Origin of the sequence: Bdellovibrio sp. SKB1291214 (assembly GCF_002209355.2) — a bacterium.
In the GTDB taxonomy this organism is placed as follows: domain Bacteria; phylum Bdellovibrionota; class Bdellovibrionia; order Bdellovibrionales; family Bdellovibrionaceae; genus Bdellovibrio.
The window spans coordinates 818,095-832,515 of sequence record NZ_CP106855.1 but is presented as its reverse complement, the minus strand read 5'-3'; the positions used below and the strand labels follow the sequence as shown (position 1 = coordinate 832,515).

Genomic DNA, 14,421 nt, shown 5'->3' with positions numbered 1-14,421 from the left:
GGGACTTTATCAGATGTGATCCAATGCGATTGTATGAGGTCATTTTGAATCCCAGACAGAAGAAAAAGCCCATCGACTATTTCAGTTTTTGGCAGCTTCAAAACAAAATTACGATGTTCTGTTTGATCGGCATTTTGCTGCTGTCGGCGCTTTTTGCGGTGTCCGTTATTCGACTTCCCGTATTGAATCCCACTCATTTCGTTTTATTCATCATCATGATTCCAATCTTGGCCTGTATAGGAATTGCGACATCTCATTCATCTCGCATCGAATCTGCGAAAGCCCAGCGGGAATATAATAAAGTGTTAGTGCATTTGTCAGATGCGGAGGGATCAGAAATCACGCTGGATCGTTTCTTTGCAATTTCTAGCGATTTAATGGCAGTGGCCGGCCAAGACGGCTATTTGAAAAGAGCCAGCACGTCACTGATAAATACCTTAGGGTACAGTGAAGAAGTTTTGCTTTCCACGCCGTTTTTTGAATTTATTCATCCTGACGATCGAGAAGCGACTCGGAAAAACATTGAAGCTTTAAACTTGGGTTTACGCTCGGTGGGATTTGAAAATCGTTATCGTGCCGCTGATGGGACTTATCGCACGTTGAGTTGGAGTGCCGCCGCTGATGCTGAATTAGGGGTGCGCTTTGCTTCCGCGCGGGATGTGACAGATGAGCGCAACTTTCACTTGCGTGTGCAGCAGGTGATGGATTCAGTTCCTTTTATGTTCATGGTGAAGGATCGGGACGGTTTGATTACGAACTGCAATGCGGCTTTCTCGCAAGCATTGGGAGTTGCCAAGGAATCTATCTTGGGCAGAAGTACAAAGCACTTTTCAGCTTTGGAATTTTGCTGCGAACACAAAGAGCAAGAAGTGATTCAATCCTTAAAGCCGTTGACCTTTGAAGAAGTTTTGAACCGTCGAGGGACACCGGTACGCCATCGTTCGACGATCTTTCCAATTTTAGATCAGACAGGTCAGGTCATATCCACAGGAAAGGTCTCCGTGGTGATCGACTAAGTTAAAAGGCTAGAGTTCTTGCAGGTAAAACTTTGGGTAATACTGAGCAAGGGCTTTGCGTTCTTCGTTTTTAAACCACGCATAGTTCACAGCCACTTTTGAAGCCTGAGAAAACTCTAAGCAAGAGTGCTGACCATTGGCCAAGGCCTTACCGTATGTTGCTGAAGTGACGCCGACGATTTTGGTGACACCATTGCGATTGTAAAAGTGGGGCCCACCGGAATCGCCTTGGCAGACGTGTGACTGCGAACTTGCTTTAAGCAAATAAAGATCGCCCAGTTGGTTGTAATCGGACGAGACTTTTACGATGCCACGATGAAGAACACCGACAGAGTCACGCAGGTCTTCTCCTTCGCGTCCTGTATAGTCTTTGGAGCGACCATATCCATAGACGGTCAATTTCGCTCCGCCATAATCAGCTGTGGTGTCTGAATCCATTTGAGCCGGGTTGAAGCCGCGTGGGGCATCCCCTGCAAAAATCGCCATTGCAAAATCATAGTTGTAACGACCGTTCGAGTTGTACAGAGGATGTTGCTTGTAAAGCAGTCCTTTGCGGATCAAACCTGAGTTGTTAACACCAAACTGGTTGGCGAAAACAATACGGAAACTTGCAAAGTTTGAAACGTGTTGGCGATCAAAACAATGAGCTGCCGTTAGAATGGAGTGCTTACCAACCAAAGCGCCGGTGCAAGCTGTGCGCACGGCTCCAGAGGGTCCCAACAGTTCAACGATCACGACGCTTTTAGAGTCGGCCGTGTTTCGCGACGTGACTTTGCTGCCGTTAATGACAGCACCGTCTGGAACTACGTGTGCCGAGAATGAGTCATTCTTTTGGCAAGCGGCTAGAGTCGTCAACGAGAACGCGATAAGAAGTAGTTGGTTTTTCATAGCGCGGAATTTATCCAAGCCTCGGCCCTTGGCAACACAAATCGAAAATTTTGGTCGCGTCGACGCGAAGTGCTTGCAACCCTTTAGTTATCAGTTTTAAGGTAGAAAAGTGGAACGTTTTTTATCTGTGCAGCACGGCGAAAAATTTAATACTTTTAGTCACTTGCTGGGGGGCTTGATTGCTTTTGTGAGTGTTTGTTTTTTGCTCCATTTAGCGGTGGCTCGACACGACATTTCACGCATAATTACATTTACGATATACGGTGTTTCAACTGTCCTGATCTACATCATCTCGGTGCTTTATCACTCGGCACACGGTGAAGAGAAAAGAATGTTTCAACGTTTGGATTACATCGGGATCTATTTTAAAATCGCCGGCAACTATACTCCCTATATGATTCTTGCGATCAGTGGCATGGCTGGGTATTCCATCTTGTTGGTGGTGTGGACTTTAGCTTTGATTGGAATTTATCTTGAAGTGTTCCGCAGACCGAAGCGCGCCACCTTGCGCAACGTCTTGTACGTCATTATGAGTGCCACTGTGATACCGGTATTGAGTCAGCTTTATCACGCAGTCTCTTTATGGGGGTTCGCGTTGATCATGCTTGGCTTTTTAGCCTATGCCGTTGGTTTCGTTTTCTTTTTGTTCGATGAAAAGATCAAACACGGTCATGGAATCTGGCATCTGTTTGTTATTACCGGCAGTATGTGTCAGTACCTGTGCCTTGTGATGTACGTTGTCTAAGAGTCACCATTTATTTCCAGATTACAAAATTTGTTATTTCCTTTGAAATTATTCGGAGCCAGTATGGCCCCGAACCGGTTGGCACAAACTTTGGAATGTACGATTTCGAAGTTTTTAAACCTGATCGAAGGGAAACCACATGAATAGAAAACAAATGATCTTGGGCGCAGTCTTGATGACTTCACTTGTACAAGCTTCCAGCGTGGCACACGCAGGCGGTCTTGATAAAGGTGATATCGGAACAATTATCGGGGGAGTGATCGGCGGAGTCGCTGGTTCTGGATTCGGTAAAGGCAACGGTAAAACGGCGGCGACTATCATTGGTGCTATCGCTGGTTCAGTGATCGGAAATAAATTGGGCAACCAAATGGAAGAAAACGACCGTCGTGCTTACAACGAAGCTCAACGTCGCTCTTTGGAAGGTCGCATTGGCGACAACTGTGACTGGGATGGAGGCCGTTATGGTTCCCGTTCAGGCGCTCGCGGTTCATTTGAATCCGTACAAGAAGGTTACAATGCTCGCACGGGTGAATACTGCCGTCAGTACGTCAGTGTCATCGACATGCGTGGTCGCCAAGAACGTAACGAGGGTATCGCTTGCCGTCGTGATGATGGTTCCTGGTACGAATCACGTTCTTCTGAAATGAACTGGGGCCGTGGAAACGGTGGTCGTCCAGGTCATGGAGGAGGTTATCCGGGGCCTCGTCCTGGGCCGGGTCCACGCCCGCCACGTCCAACACCTCCGCCTCCAGCTCCAGGGGGTCGTTATGACCGAGCCGATGTTCAGGTTTCCAGTATCACTCGTCGTAGCGGTGGGGAGTGGGTGCGTTTAAGTCTGGCTTACCCACAAGCTGTGGATCAAATCGAAGTTCGCGTTCTGACTGCCGGTGCTCGCGTTCATGACGCAGTAGTTTACATGCAATCCGGTCAACGTATGTCCCTGTACAGCCTTCAAAGCAGAGGCACTTTATACGCTGGTGACCGTGCGACGTCTGAAAACTTCTTCCGCGGTGACCGTGTTGTAGCGATCGATGTTCGCTTGGAATCCATGGGTGGTTATGCGGATGTTCTATTGTCTGTGTTCTCATTGGATGGCTACCCAAATATCAACGTTTCACGCTTCTAGCTTGTTAACACTCTAGCGCTGCCGGAGTAGGATTTTGAGTCGCGTAAAATAGCCGTAAAAGCCAGTCGGGACGGGGTGTCTAGACTGGCTTTTTAGCGTTCAAGGGACCATATTGAGTGGGTTTTAAAACAAGGAGCTCATTCATGGCAAAACTTCGCATTGGTATTAATGGTTTTGGTCGTATCGGTCGCGTATTCTTCAGAGCGGCTCACGAACAGTTCGATATCGTAGGTATTAACTCTTTGGATAGCATTGAAGGGAATGCTCATCTTTTGAAGTATGACTCTGCACACGGCACTTTCTCTGGTGACGTTTCTCATGATGCTGAAAGCATCATCGTTAATGGCAAAAAGATCGCTGTTACAAAATTCCGCAATCCAGCCGAAGTTCCTTGGAAAGCTTGGGGAGTGGACGTCGTTGTTGAGTGCTCTGGCGCATTCAAAAACAAAGAAGACTTCATGAAGCACATCGAAGGTGGCGCGAAACGCGTCTTGGTTTCTGGTCCTGCTGAAAAGGGTGCCGACATCACGATGGTTTACGGTATCAACCACGAATCATACGATCCAGCGAAACACCACGTCGTTTCAAATGCATCTTGCACAACAAACTGCTTGGCGCCTCTTGCAAAAGTATTGAATGAAAAATTCGGTATCGAGCACGGTACAATGATGACAATCCACTCTTACACGAACGACCAAAAAATCTTGGACGCTCCTCACTCTGATATGCGCCGTGCACGTGCTGCGGCAGTTAGCATGATCCCTACAACAACGGGAGCTGCGAAAAACGTAGGATTGGTATTGCCAGAGCTTAAAGGTAAGATCGACGGTATTTCTGTTCGCGTTCCAACTCCGAACGTATCTTTGGTGGATTTCACATTCACTGCGAAAACTGACGTAACTAAAGAAGCAGTGAATGAAGCACTTATCGCGGCTTCTAATGGTGCTCTGAAAGGCGTATTGGCTTGTGAAAAGAACGAATTGGTTTCTGTTGATTTCAACGGTAACAAGTTCTCTTCAATTGTCGACCTTGCATCCACGATGACTGTCGGTCCTCGTATGGTGAAAGTCCTTTCTTGGTACGACAACGAAACTGGTTTCTCGAACCGTATGGTTGACGTTCTTAAGCACATGGCTGCGAAAGGTCTGTAATCAATGAGCGCAGGTCTTAAAGGTATTAAAACCGTTCGTGATTTCGCGTTGGAAGGCAAAGTTGTCTTCTTGCGCCTAGATCTGAACGTTCCCATGGAAGACGGCAAGATCACGGATGAAAACCGTATCACGGCTTCCTTGCCAACAATTAAGTATTGCATGGAACAAGGTGCGAAGATCGTTATGGCTTCACACTTGGGTCGTCCTAAAACTAAAGACGATAAAGAGTTCTCTTTGGAGCCTGTTGCCAAACGTCTTCAAGAACTTTTGAGTGCAGAAGTGATCTTGGTTGAAGAACCAGATTCTGATGCTCCTGTTCACTTGCTGCCATCTTTGAAAAAGAACCAATTGATCCTTCTTGAAAACGTTCGTTTTGAAGCGGGTGAAACAAAAGACTCTATCGAGTTCGCACAAAAAATCGCGAACTATGCAGAGATCTATATCAACGACGCGTTCGGTGCTTCCCACCGTGCTCACGCCACGATTCACGCGTTGCCGTCGGTGATGAAAGAAAAAGGCATTGGTTTCTTGATCGAAAAAGAAATCAACATGCTGGATTCTCTTTTGATGAATCCAAAACGCCCTTACATCGCGGTCATGGGTGGTGCGAAAGTTTCTGACAAAATGCCTGTGATCGAAAAGTTGATGGACATCGTTGATGGTTTCATCATCGGTGGAGCAATGGCTTACACATTCTTGAAAGCACAAGGCGTGTCTGTTGGTAACTCTTTGGTTGAGACTGACAAAGTTCGCTACTGCAAAGAGATGATCGAGCGTATTGCAGCTCGCGATAAGACGATCTTGCTTCCAGTGGATCACGTTGCAACGAAAGCTTTTGGTGATGTGGCCAATGCTCACACAACAAAAGACGTTGTGATTCCAGATGGCGAAATGGCTTTGGATATCGGTCCTCAAACGATCCGCAATTATTCGGCAGCTCTTAAAGAGGCCGGCACTATTTTTTGGAACGGCCCTATGGGCGTTTTCGAAAACCCTGCTTTCTCTAAAGGGACTTTTGGCGTTGCGAAAGCGATCGCTGAATCCAATGCTACTAAAATCGTGGGTGGTGGTGATTCAGCAGCTGCGGCAGAAATGTCTGGCTATGCAGCTCAGATGACTCACATCTCTACGGGTGGTGGGGCGTCTTTGGAATACCTTCAAGGTGATAAATTGCCAGGATTGGAAATCCTTCGTACGAAGGTTCGTCCTGCAAGCAATTACGAATAGTTTTCGGCGCAAGGACCGCTCGATCTTGAGCGGTCTGCTAAAAATAGCATTGCGCAGAAGATGTGCCCCTTTTGGGGCCATTTTTGTTTCTGGCTTTCCAGTTATCGGGCGTTTTTACTTCCCGTTGAATGTTTTTTGATGCGGGTAGTAACCGTTCCGGGTGTGTATATGAGGATGCTGTAATTTTTGATGGGAGATTTTTTATGAAAAAGATTTTTGCTGGTAATTGGAAGCTTTTTAAAACTCCGGCGGAGACTCGTGCATTTTTGGGTAAGTTCAAAGAGGTGATGGGCTCTGTAACGGGAGAGATCGTGTTTTTCCCTCCTGCAATTTCTTTAGAGGCGGCTTCTGAGGCAGTGAAAGGATCTGCGATCAAGTTTGGTGTGCAGAATGCGTATACTCAGGCTTCGGGAGCTTTCACAGGGGAAAATTCTGCAGCAGTTGTGAAAGAAATCGGTGGCACTTATATCCTGATCGGTCACAGCGAGCGTCGTTCTATCTTTGGGGAGACGGATGCATTGATCGCCGATAAAGTGGCTTATGTTCAATCTCTGGGGCTTACTCCGATGTTGTGCATTGGTGAGACTTTGCAAGAGCGAGAGGCGACTCATACGTTCCGCGTGCTTGAGACTCAATTGTTATTGGGTTTGGCTAAGGCTGACAAATCGAAACCAATCGTTGTGGCTTACGAGCCGGTATGGGCGATTGGGACCGGTAAAGTGGCAACTCCTGAACAAGTAGCAGAGACACACACCGATGTTTACAATATTCTGAGTAAGATGGGCTTCACAGCGCCGATCCTTTACGGTGGCAGCGTGAAACCAGATAACGCCGCTCAATTGATCAAGCAAGCTCATGTCAGTGGTTTCTTGGTGGGTGGTGCTTCATTGGAAGTGGATTCATTCCAAAAAATCGCTTCTGTTTAAACGAAACAAGAAATTTTAAAGTAAAAAAGGCAGCTTCTCGGCTGCCTTTTTTATTATCCATTTCCTTCGCGTCGCTCTCTTAGGACATTTTGAATGGATTTTTTTAAATCCGCCGCGTCTTTGGGTGGCAGTTTTTTCAGGGCCTTCTCGACTTTTTCTGTGCGTGTTTTGAATAGGGCTGGATTTTTCTTAAACTCGGGACGGTCTTTGTCAACCAGAGGAGACACCAACTCAGATCCCCAACGAGTGGGATCTTTTTTATTCATTTGGGATGTCACTAATAAAATCTGTTCAAGTAAAAGCTGATCTTCCGGAGATTCTTGAAACGCCTTTACTGCGTCTTCAATAATTCTGAAGGCCTTGTCTTGGTCCTTTACGACCTTGTCGTTGTCTTTATCCTTGGGCTTGTATTCACCCATGTCTGGCAAAGTCGCGATAATCTTTTCCGCAGTCTTTAACTCCATTAATGAGTCATCTGCAGACACTGCTAAGGCCTTAAAGCTAATCAATGAAAAGAGAAGTGCTAAGACTAATACGTTTTTCATAAGACCCATCCTACGGTTTAATCATCACGCCAATAATTCTATATGGTTTGCCTCTGCGAGCAAAGTCCCGGGCTTTCGGCGACTCTAAGAAACTGCGCGGATTATAAAAGTCGCTGACATATCCGCCGTCATTTCCCCAGTCCATCTTGATCTGAATATCTCCAGATTGACTTTTATCTGACGTCGCATAAACAACGATGGCTCCTTTCGGAGCATCATCAGCTGATTTGATGATGCCCTTATAAGGGGCGTCCATCAAATTTTTAAAACCTTGTCGTTTTAAATCAGCTACAGCTTGTTTTGCGTGTTCACCCGGAGGATACGAAATATTTTGTCCTGAAACCAAGGCGCGTTTAACATAGCGATAGCAATAGCTGGTAAAGCTGGGCTCGCGGTTTGCCATCGCTGATTTGATCGTTTTAGCGACCTTCTTGCTTTCTGAATACTTCATCACTTCTGGAAAGTTCTTCCATTCGTTTTCGGTCATCGTATAGTTGCGTTTCTTATACTTATCGAAGGGGGGAGTGTCTTGTTTTGCTTCCGCGGACACAACCTGCTCAGGTTTTTTCTGAGTCAGTTCGTCGACGACCTTTTTTGCTTTTGCAGTTTCTGATTTTTCTTTGGCAGCTTGATCATCTTTGATTTTATCTGCGATATCACGCAAGTCTGCGGGATTGTTTTTTCCGCAGGAATTCGTCAATGTGCAATTGCCACCGGTGCCGGCTTCTGTTTGAGTGCGATCGGTATTGGGCATGGCTTCGTTGGGATCGATGCTTTTGCTGTTTTCTTCTGGTTGGGCAGGGATGCCTTCTCCTTTGCTGCGCGCTTCGGCTTTCAATGCTTCCGTTGGGTCCTGAACTTCCGCATCTTGAGCATCACGGAAACGCATCCATGGATTCTTCCTGTTATAGTACACCCAAACTTCATCGCCCACTTTGGCCTTCGTTTTGCCTTTTCCAACGGATGTCAGGCGAATCTTAACGCCAAAAGAACCAGGCGTTCTCATCTTACGAGTTTCAATCACGGTTCCTTTTGAACCGGCCGTGATTGTCGTTTTGATATTTCTAGCGGATTGGGAAAAGTCGGCAGAGGAGCGGCCATTTAAATTTCCAGTCAAAATGACTTCGCTCAACTCGTCAGGGATCTGCGCGAAAGCAGAGCTCCAAACCAGCATTGCTGTCGTTATGTACTGAAGTATTCCTAGGCGTTTAATCAAAATGATACCCCTCTACTGGACTTTTCGGTGTTGTAGGCGAAATCATGAGTGGTTTTGAGTATTTCGGCCTAAATTTTGGTAAAAATGCGACATAATTTTGATTAGTGAATATAAAGAAAAGTCTAGATATCCAGTGAAAACGTATATTTAGACCGTTTTTTCGCTGTTTCCACTGAGTTATTAAAAAGTGAAAGGCCCTTGCCCAGTGCTTTGTTTTGGAAGAAAGTAGGCCAACAAAGCAGGAGCTCCGTTTCATATGCCAAACTCGATGCAAAAATCGATGACAGTAACTTTTGAAGATATTCAGAAGGCTCGCCAGTTAATCAAAGACATCATCAGCCCGACGGAGATGAGCCATTCGATTAGCGCCAGCAATTTACTGAATAGTGAAGTGTATTTAAAATTCGAAAACACTCAACGCACAGGAAGTTTCAAATTCCGTGGTGCCTATAATAAAATTTCAAACTTAAGTGCTGAAGAAAAAGCTCGCGGCGTGGTGGCAAGCTCTGCCGGAAATCATGCGCAAGGGGTGGCGCTGTCAGCTCGCTTAGCGGGGGTTAAATCGACCATCGTAATGCCGGAAAATTGTTCGATCAGCAAAGCAACAGCGACTCGTTCTTATGGTGCGAATGTTGTGCTGAAAGGTGAAATTTACGATGAAGCTTACGAATACGCACAAAAGCTTGAAAAAGAGCACGGCTACACCTTCGTGCATCCTTACCAAGATCCCCATGTGATCGCGGGCCAAGGAACCGTCGGTGTCGAGATTATGGAGAAAGTTCCAGATCTTGATACGGTTGTAATTCCTATCGGTGGTGGCGGGTTGATCAGTGGTATGGCCTTAGCGATCAAAACGCTCAATCCGAAAACTCGCGTGATCGGTGTGCAGAGTGATCGTTCCCCGGGGATGGCTTGTCTTTACAATAAACAAACTCCGGATCAAAAAAAGAAACGTGCGGCAACTATTGCTGACGGGATCGCGATCAAAAATCCCTCGCAAGTGATCTATGATAGTTTTATTTCGAAATATGTTGATCAAGTTGTGACTGTCAGTGATGACGAAATCGCAGAAGCGATCGTGTTCTTAATGGAGCGTGCAAAAACAGTTGCAGAAGGTTCAGGCGCAGCAGCCATGGCAGCGGCCATGCATCGCGGGCTTGATCTGGGAAAAAAATGTTGCGTGATTATCAGCGGTGGCAACATCGATTTGAATATCGTAAGCAAAATCATTGATCGCGGTCAGGCCCTGCGCGGAAAACTATGTGAGCTGTCTGTGATCGTGGATGATTTGCCTGGAAACTTAAGCAACCTGACTCAAGTTATCGCCACTGAAAAAGCCAATGTCCTTGAAGTTCGTCATGACCGTGTTTCCCAAGGATTGTCTTTGCGTGAAACCCGTATTGATTTTGTTCTTGAAACTACAAGTATCGAGCACGTTGAAAGAATCAAACGTGCTTTGGAAGCATCGGGCGCTAAAATTATTTAGTCGCCGTTGCCGTCGGGGCAGGGGCAGCTTCTTGCTGTTCCTGTTGATCCCAGTCTGTCAGGCCATACTTTGATAAAATACGACTCAACTCTCCGTTTTGGCGCATTTCCGTGATCCCTTTCGTATAGATCTTGGCATAGGTCTCTGACTTTTTGTTGGAAGGTGAGAATGCGATAAATAGTTTCGCATCATTTGCCACCTGAGTGCTGACGGGTTTGTATTCGTCAGGGCTTAATCCTAGGTTCGAAAGATTCGTACGCAGTACAGTTTGATTTTCAATAAAAGCATCCAAACGTTTGCTTTCGATCATTTTCAAAATCTGTTCAAGCGGGTGTTCACCAGAAATCGAGATAAAGATTTCTTTGTTTTCATTGATGATGCGATCCATGTCGCCACCATAAGCATAGCCGTTGATCACGCCAATTCGTTTACCTGCTAAAGAAGAATACCCTTTGTAGGTCCATGTGGAATCTTTTTTAACAAAGAAGAAATCCTGACCGTGACCCAAGGTTTTAGTTGGGAAAATAAAGTCAGGTGCGTCGTTATAATTCGCGCCAACAATGGCAGTTGCTTTATTTCTGCGAGTCTCGCTGACGGCGCGAGCCCAATTAACCATGGAGAAGTTTACCTTGTGGCCGGCACGTTCAAAAATTTTATTAACCACTTCCACCATGTAACCGGGATCTTTTTCGCTGTCACAGACATACGGACACCAAGCATCTGATCTAACCAGAATCGTGTCCGCCATCGCGTTCGATGATCGGAATCCGATTGTAAGCATCATTGCAATAATCAGTAGTTTCATTTCCAGTCGCCCCTCTAAACTTACAGCCTGCTAATTCGTTACCGTGTCTTTTCGCAAGATTCCAATTCAAACTGCGATATTACGGAGATGTAACTGGTTGTTGGCACTAAACTTGGAGTTTTTGCTCCCTGCGGAATGAGAGAGAAAATACCGCTAATTAGTGTTCCACCAAAGTGACTGAAAATGTCATTTGTATACTAAGTGAACACACCACACCGGGATGTATTTATGAAACATAACATCGTTTTTACGAGCTTCTTATTACTGGCGACAGCTGCATGTTCTGAATTGCAAAAGGTCGATGAAATGCACGATGCCACGGTGAAAATGAGCGACACCACAGAGGATATGAAGCAAAGCACGGGCGATCTTAAGGCGGCCACTGACGAGCTTTACGATGCTCTTCGCCAGGGAAATGCCCTTCAGCTGCGTCGCGAGGCTTATAACGAAGTTATGAAAGCTCCGACAATGTTTAAAAAGGTCTCCGAGGCCACCAAGTATTTTATGTCCTTCGAGTTCCAGTTGTGGAATGGCATTGGCCAAGATACCGCTTTGGTAAAGCGTGATGTTTTGGGACAGCAAGCGGCGCAAGAATTCTTTATGGAAATCGAAGAGCTTGCCGCTCGGGACAACTCTGTGAATCCTTTAGCTCAACCAGATCCCAAGGATATTACTTCTGAAGAAAATCGTGCGGCAGCATTTAATGCCATGGCGATCACGATGGATCAAATGAACCGCAAACAATCAGACAACGTTGCAAGGCTTCATAACGACAAGCTGGTCACAATGTACAGCATGATAGAAGAGGCACTGCAGGCTCCGCGTGAATATCCGCAAACAGGTTATGTGCGCGAAATTTTAGCTCATGAAGATAAGGCGATTCAGTTGTTGCAAGCTCGCTATAACATGTTCCCGCTGATGTTCATTGATATGATGACTCAGCTCGGGGATAAGAATATTTTTTCACAAGCTAAGACATTGTTATTAGGCTGGGAGCTGGACACATCTGTCATGAGTGCGACGCAAGTTGAATATCTTCGCACGGAAGTGTTAGCAAAGGGCTTAGCCGCGAAAGAGCTTTTGATTAAAATCGGTAAAGAGCCAAAACTTGATTCCAAGGTGGCACGTTTAATCGATAAGATGGAAGTAATAAGAGGCACTACCAAGGTGAGTTTTGCCGAAGCAGAAAAACAGCAGCAGCTGATAAATATGCTGAAGGAATTCCGCAAATAAAATACTTGCAGACTGATTTCGTCGGGGCTGATTTGCACTCCGACAGAATCTGGCTGGTTGTTGAATAAAAAAAAGGTCCCCGGGGGACCTTTTTTTGTTTCTGTTTTTGAAGATACTAAAAATCGACTTTACGAACGAAGTGGCAAGTGTAGCCATCCGGATTTTTTAATAAGTAATCTTGATGATAGCCCTCAGCAGACCAAAACTCGGGAGCTTTAGCGACCACCGTCGAGGCGGGTTTACCCCAAGCATTGGATTTATCAACACGTGCGATAACTTTCTGAGCAGTTTCTTTTTGTTCTTCAGATGTATAGAAAATTTCGCTGCGATATTGAGTTCCGACGTCATTGCCTTGGCGATTCAGGGTCGTCGGATCATGAATTTTAAAAAAATAAAGCAGAAGGTTTTCAAAGGATAACTGATCTGGATTGAATTCAACCTTCACCGTTTCTGCGTGATTCGTCGTTCCCGTTTTAACTTGGTTGTAAGTGGCGTTTTGAGTGGTACCGCCCATGTATCCAACCTCCGTTTTCATTACGCCGGGAAGTTTGCGAAGTAGGTCCTCCATACCCCAAAAACATCCACCAGCTAAATACGTGACTTCTGTCTTCATGGAAAACCTCCTCTAAGCAGTCATTCTATTCTACTATAACTTTCGTTTCGGCGCGACCATATCCGCCCCCTGTCCCGGAGCACAGACTTAAGACCTCACCCTTATGGATTTTTTGCTGTCCCAGTACAGGTAAGCTTTTTGTCGAATCACCATTTTCCAGAGTAACCTCACAGGGATCCCCATGAGAACAACTTTTTGGAAGACGGGGACGATGCAAAGTCATATCTGTCAGCCATGAGGCTTCGATTTCTTCCAAAGCTTCAACCTTAAAGATCAACCCGCGACCGCCTGAATACTTCCCCTTACCGCCGTTGGAATGACGACGGTCCATACGCTGAACGTGCACGGGCAACTGTCTTTCCAAAGTTTCAATGGATAGGCCTTCGATGTGGGCGCCCTGTCCATCGTGATCCTGAGTGGCACCTTGACCACCTTCGATATTCAAAAAGGCCTGGGAAGCGCCATGATTCAGTTGCAACATTAGGGGAGCATAGGAGCTTAAGGCTTTTTCGTTTTTATTGTGGATGTTGTTCAAGGCCAAATCAATGGCCGTTTGAAGAGCCGCTACTCCGCAAGTCATTCCTTTTAGTGTAGAAGCGGGGTACTTTGCCATCAACCAGCAACCTGCAGGTTTGGTGACTTGCAAAACTGAGAACGAACCAGAGTTCGAGTATTTATCAAAACCATAAAACTTGCTGATCGCGTGGAAGCAAGCGCCATAAGTCGCAGACTCTGTTAGGTGCAACGTTTTTGCTGCAGATGTGCCCCCAAAATCCATCACCACTTTACCGTCTTGAATTTCCAAGTTCAGACGCAGCAATTCGCCGCTATCTAAAACCACATCCACGCGAGTTTCGCCGGAAGCTTTTTCAGAAATTCTTTGCACTGCCAGCTTTTTAGAAAGACCCACGTACTCTTCGATTAAGTCACCGGTCACAGAAAGCCCCGTACCTTCAATCGTATCGTGAAGTTTCTGAGCACTAACGATCATTTCTGCGCATTGCGCTTTCACCCATTCCGTAAACTGTGGTGGACAAGCGGGATGGGCACTCATGGCACCCAAGATCATTTCATTCAACTGACCTTTTTGACGAAGGGGAGTGGGAGGAATACGTAGCCCCTCTTCCTCGACGCTTTTAACAAGCTTTAGATATTTACCTAGCGGGCGACGGTTGACCCACACTAAGTCTTCGGAAACGGCCATGATGAAGGTAATTTCGTCTAGAGTGGTACCCCCGCTGTAAGGGTCATTTAATAGGGCTATATCGCCTTCAGCGAGTTTTAAATATTTAGTCACCGTGCGAGCCGCTTTCACCAAGGTGTCGTAAGAAACGGGATTGCTCCCGCGCAAAGACAGTACGTCACCTTCAGTCGTCATCAGGGCTGCTTCACCTTGAAGGAAGTCAGAAAGCAAAGAATGGAAAAGTTCGATTTGATAGGACAT

Annotated in this window: 14 protein-coding genes; 8 read left to right on the top strand and 6 right to left on the bottom strand. The window is 46.1% G+C overall.

The window, feature by feature from the left end:
- Nucleotides 1-44: 44 nt before the first annotated feature.
- Nucleotides 45-1,016 carry a PAS domain-containing protein gene (locus tag B9G69_RS04110; protein ID WP_265437966.1) on the top strand — a complete coding sequence of 324 codons (972 nt, stop codon included), beginning with the start codon at nucleotides 45-47 and terminating at the stop codon, nucleotides 1,014-1,016.
- A 9-nt stretch (nucleotides 1,017-1,025) separates the two neighbouring features.
- Here B9G69_RS04110 and B9G69_RS04105 read toward each other — a convergent pair whose 3' ends face one another.
- Nucleotides 1,026-1,904 carry a S1 family peptidase gene (locus B9G69_RS04105; RefSeq protein ID WP_141096976.1) on the bottom strand — a complete coding sequence of 293 codons (879 nt, stop codon included), beginning with the start codon at nucleotides 1,902-1,904 and terminating at the stop codon, nucleotides 1,026-1,028.
- 109 nt (nucleotides 1,905-2,013) lie between these two features.
- On the opposite strand from B9G69_RS04105, the gene trhA reads away from it, so the two are divergent.
- From trhA to tpiA, 5 genes are all read left to right on the top strand, one after another.
- Nucleotides 2,014-2,649, top strand: a complete 636-nt coding sequence (gene trhA / locus B9G69_RS04100; protein WP_088616787.1) for a PAQR family membrane homeostasis protein TrhA — start codon at nucleotides 2,014-2,016, stop codon at nucleotides 2,647-2,649.
- A 139-nt stretch (nucleotides 2,650-2,788) separates the two neighbouring features.
- A complete protein-coding gene (locus tag B9G69_RS04095) occupies nucleotides 2,789-3,775 on the top strand; it encodes a beta-sandwich domain-containing protein (RefSeq protein ID WP_088616788.1) in 987 nt (328 codons plus the stop codon).
- Between the two features lie 143 nt (nucleotides 3,776-3,918).
- Nucleotides 3,919-4,926, top strand: a complete 1,008-nt coding sequence (gene gap, locus B9G69_RS04090; protein WP_088616789.1) for a type I glyceraldehyde-3-phosphate dehydrogenase — start codon at nucleotides 3,919-3,921, stop codon at nucleotides 4,924-4,926.
- Between the two features lie 3 nt (nucleotides 4,927-4,929).
- The gene (locus B9G69_RS04085) at nucleotides 4,930-6,153 is read left to right on the top strand and encodes a phosphoglycerate kinase (protein ID WP_088616790.1); all 1,224 of its coding nucleotides are present in this window, start codon (nucleotides 4,930-4,932) and stop codon (nucleotides 6,151-6,153) included.
- 203 nt (nucleotides 6,154-6,356) lie between these two features.
- On the top strand, nucleotides 6,357-7,079 hold the full coding sequence (tpiA, locus tag B9G69_RS04080; RefSeq protein ID WP_088616791.1) for a triose-phosphate isomerase: 723 nt from the start codon (nucleotides 6,357-6,359) through the stop codon (nucleotides 7,077-7,079).
- 53 nt (nucleotides 7,080-7,132) lie between these two features.
- Here tpiA and B9G69_RS04075 read toward each other — a convergent pair whose 3' ends face one another.
- A complete protein-coding gene (locus tag B9G69_RS04075) occupies nucleotides 7,133-7,624 on the bottom strand; it encodes a hypothetical protein (protein WP_141096977.1) in 492 nt (163 codons plus the stop codon).
- A 10-nt stretch (nucleotides 7,625-7,634) separates the two neighbouring features.
- Nucleotides 7,635-8,840, bottom strand: a complete 1,206-nt coding sequence (locus B9G69_RS04070) for a hypothetical protein (RefSeq protein WP_265437965.1) — start codon at nucleotides 8,838-8,840, stop codon at nucleotides 7,635-7,637.
- Between the two features lie 256 nt (nucleotides 8,841-9,096).
- Here B9G69_RS04070 and ilvA point away from each other — a divergent pair, with 256 nt between their 5' ends.
- Nucleotides 9,097-10,326 carry a threonine ammonia-lyase gene (gene ilvA, locus B9G69_RS04065; protein ID WP_254917011.1) on the top strand — a complete coding sequence of 410 codons (1,230 nt, stop codon included), beginning with the start codon at nucleotides 9,097-9,099 and terminating at the stop codon, nucleotides 10,324-10,326.
- On the opposite strand, the gene B9G69_RS04060 is transcribed toward ilvA, so the two are convergent.
- Nucleotides 10,319-11,131 carry a substrate-binding periplasmic protein gene (locus tag B9G69_RS04060; protein ID WP_088616794.1) on the bottom strand — a complete coding sequence of 271 codons (813 nt, stop codon included), beginning with the start codon at nucleotides 11,129-11,131 and terminating at the stop codon, nucleotides 10,319-10,321. The two genes, ilvA and B9G69_RS04060, sit on opposite strands and share 8 nt — an antisense overlap.
- Before the next feature lie 228 nt (nucleotides 11,132-11,359).
- Here B9G69_RS04060 and B9G69_RS04055 point away from each other — a divergent pair, with 228 nt between their 5' ends.
- Nucleotides 11,360-12,364 carry a hypothetical protein gene (locus B9G69_RS04055; protein WP_088616795.1) on the top strand — a complete coding sequence of 335 codons (1,005 nt, stop codon included), beginning with the start codon at nucleotides 11,360-11,362 and terminating at the stop codon, nucleotides 12,362-12,364.
- Between the two features lie 115 nt (nucleotides 12,365-12,479).
- On the opposite strand, the gene msrA is transcribed toward B9G69_RS04055, so the two are convergent.
- Nucleotides 12,480-12,977 carry a peptide-methionine (S)-S-oxide reductase MsrA gene (gene msrA, locus B9G69_RS04050; protein WP_088616796.1) on the bottom strand — a complete coding sequence of 166 codons (498 nt, stop codon included), beginning with the start codon at nucleotides 12,975-12,977 and terminating at the stop codon, nucleotides 12,480-12,482.
- 25 nt (nucleotides 12,978-13,002) lie between these two features.
- Nucleotides 13,003-14,421 carry a hydantoinase B/oxoprolinase family protein gene (locus tag B9G69_RS04045; RefSeq protein WP_088616797.1) on the bottom strand — a complete coding sequence of 473 codons (1,419 nt, stop codon included), beginning with the start codon at nucleotides 14,419-14,421 and terminating at the stop codon, nucleotides 13,003-13,005.

What these genes read in the sequence shown, in the direction of transcription:
- ilvA (WP_254917011.1), top strand. Translation starts at nt 9,097, where the DNA reads ATGCCAAACTCGATGCAAAAATCGATGACAGTAACTTTTGAAGATATT.
- B9G69_RS04060 (WP_088616794.1), bottom strand. Translation starts at nt 11,131, where the DNA reads ATGAAACTACTGATTATTGCAATGATGCTTACAATCGGATTCCGATCA.
- B9G69_RS04075 (WP_141096977.1), bottom strand. Translation starts at nt 7,624, where the DNA reads ATGAAAAACGTATTAGTCTTAGCACTTCTCTTTTCATTGATTAGCTTT.
- B9G69_RS04045 (WP_088616797.1), bottom strand. Translation starts at nt 14,421, where the DNA reads ATGTCCTATCAAATCGAACTTTTCCATTCTTTGCTTTCTGACTTCCTT.
- B9G69_RS04105 (WP_141096976.1), bottom strand. Translation starts at nt 1,904, where the DNA reads ATGAAAAACCAACTACTTCTTATCGCGTTCTCGTTGACGACTCTAGCC.
- B9G69_RS04085 (WP_088616790.1), top strand. Translation starts at nt 4,930, where the DNA reads ATGAGCGCAGGTCTTAAAGGTATTAAAACCGTTCGTGATTTCGCGTTG.
- B9G69_RS04055 (WP_088616795.1), top strand. Translation starts at nt 11,360, where the DNA reads ATGAAACATAACATCGTTTTTACGAGCTTCTTATTACTGGCGACAGCT.
- tpiA (WP_088616791.1), top strand. Translation starts at nt 6,357, where the DNA reads ATGAAAAAGATTTTTGCTGGTAATTGGAAGCTTTTTAAAACTCCGGCG.
- msrA (WP_088616796.1), bottom strand. Translation starts at nt 12,977, where the DNA reads ATGAAGACAGAAGTCACGTATTTAGCTGGTGGATGTTTTTGGGGTATG.
- gap (WP_088616789.1), top strand. Translation starts at nt 3,919, where the DNA reads ATGGCAAAACTTCGCATTGGTATTAATGGTTTTGGTCGTATCGGTCGC.
- B9G69_RS04095 (WP_088616788.1), top strand. Translation starts at nt 2,789, where the DNA reads ATGAATAGAAAACAAATGATCTTGGGCGCAGTCTTGATGACTTCACTT.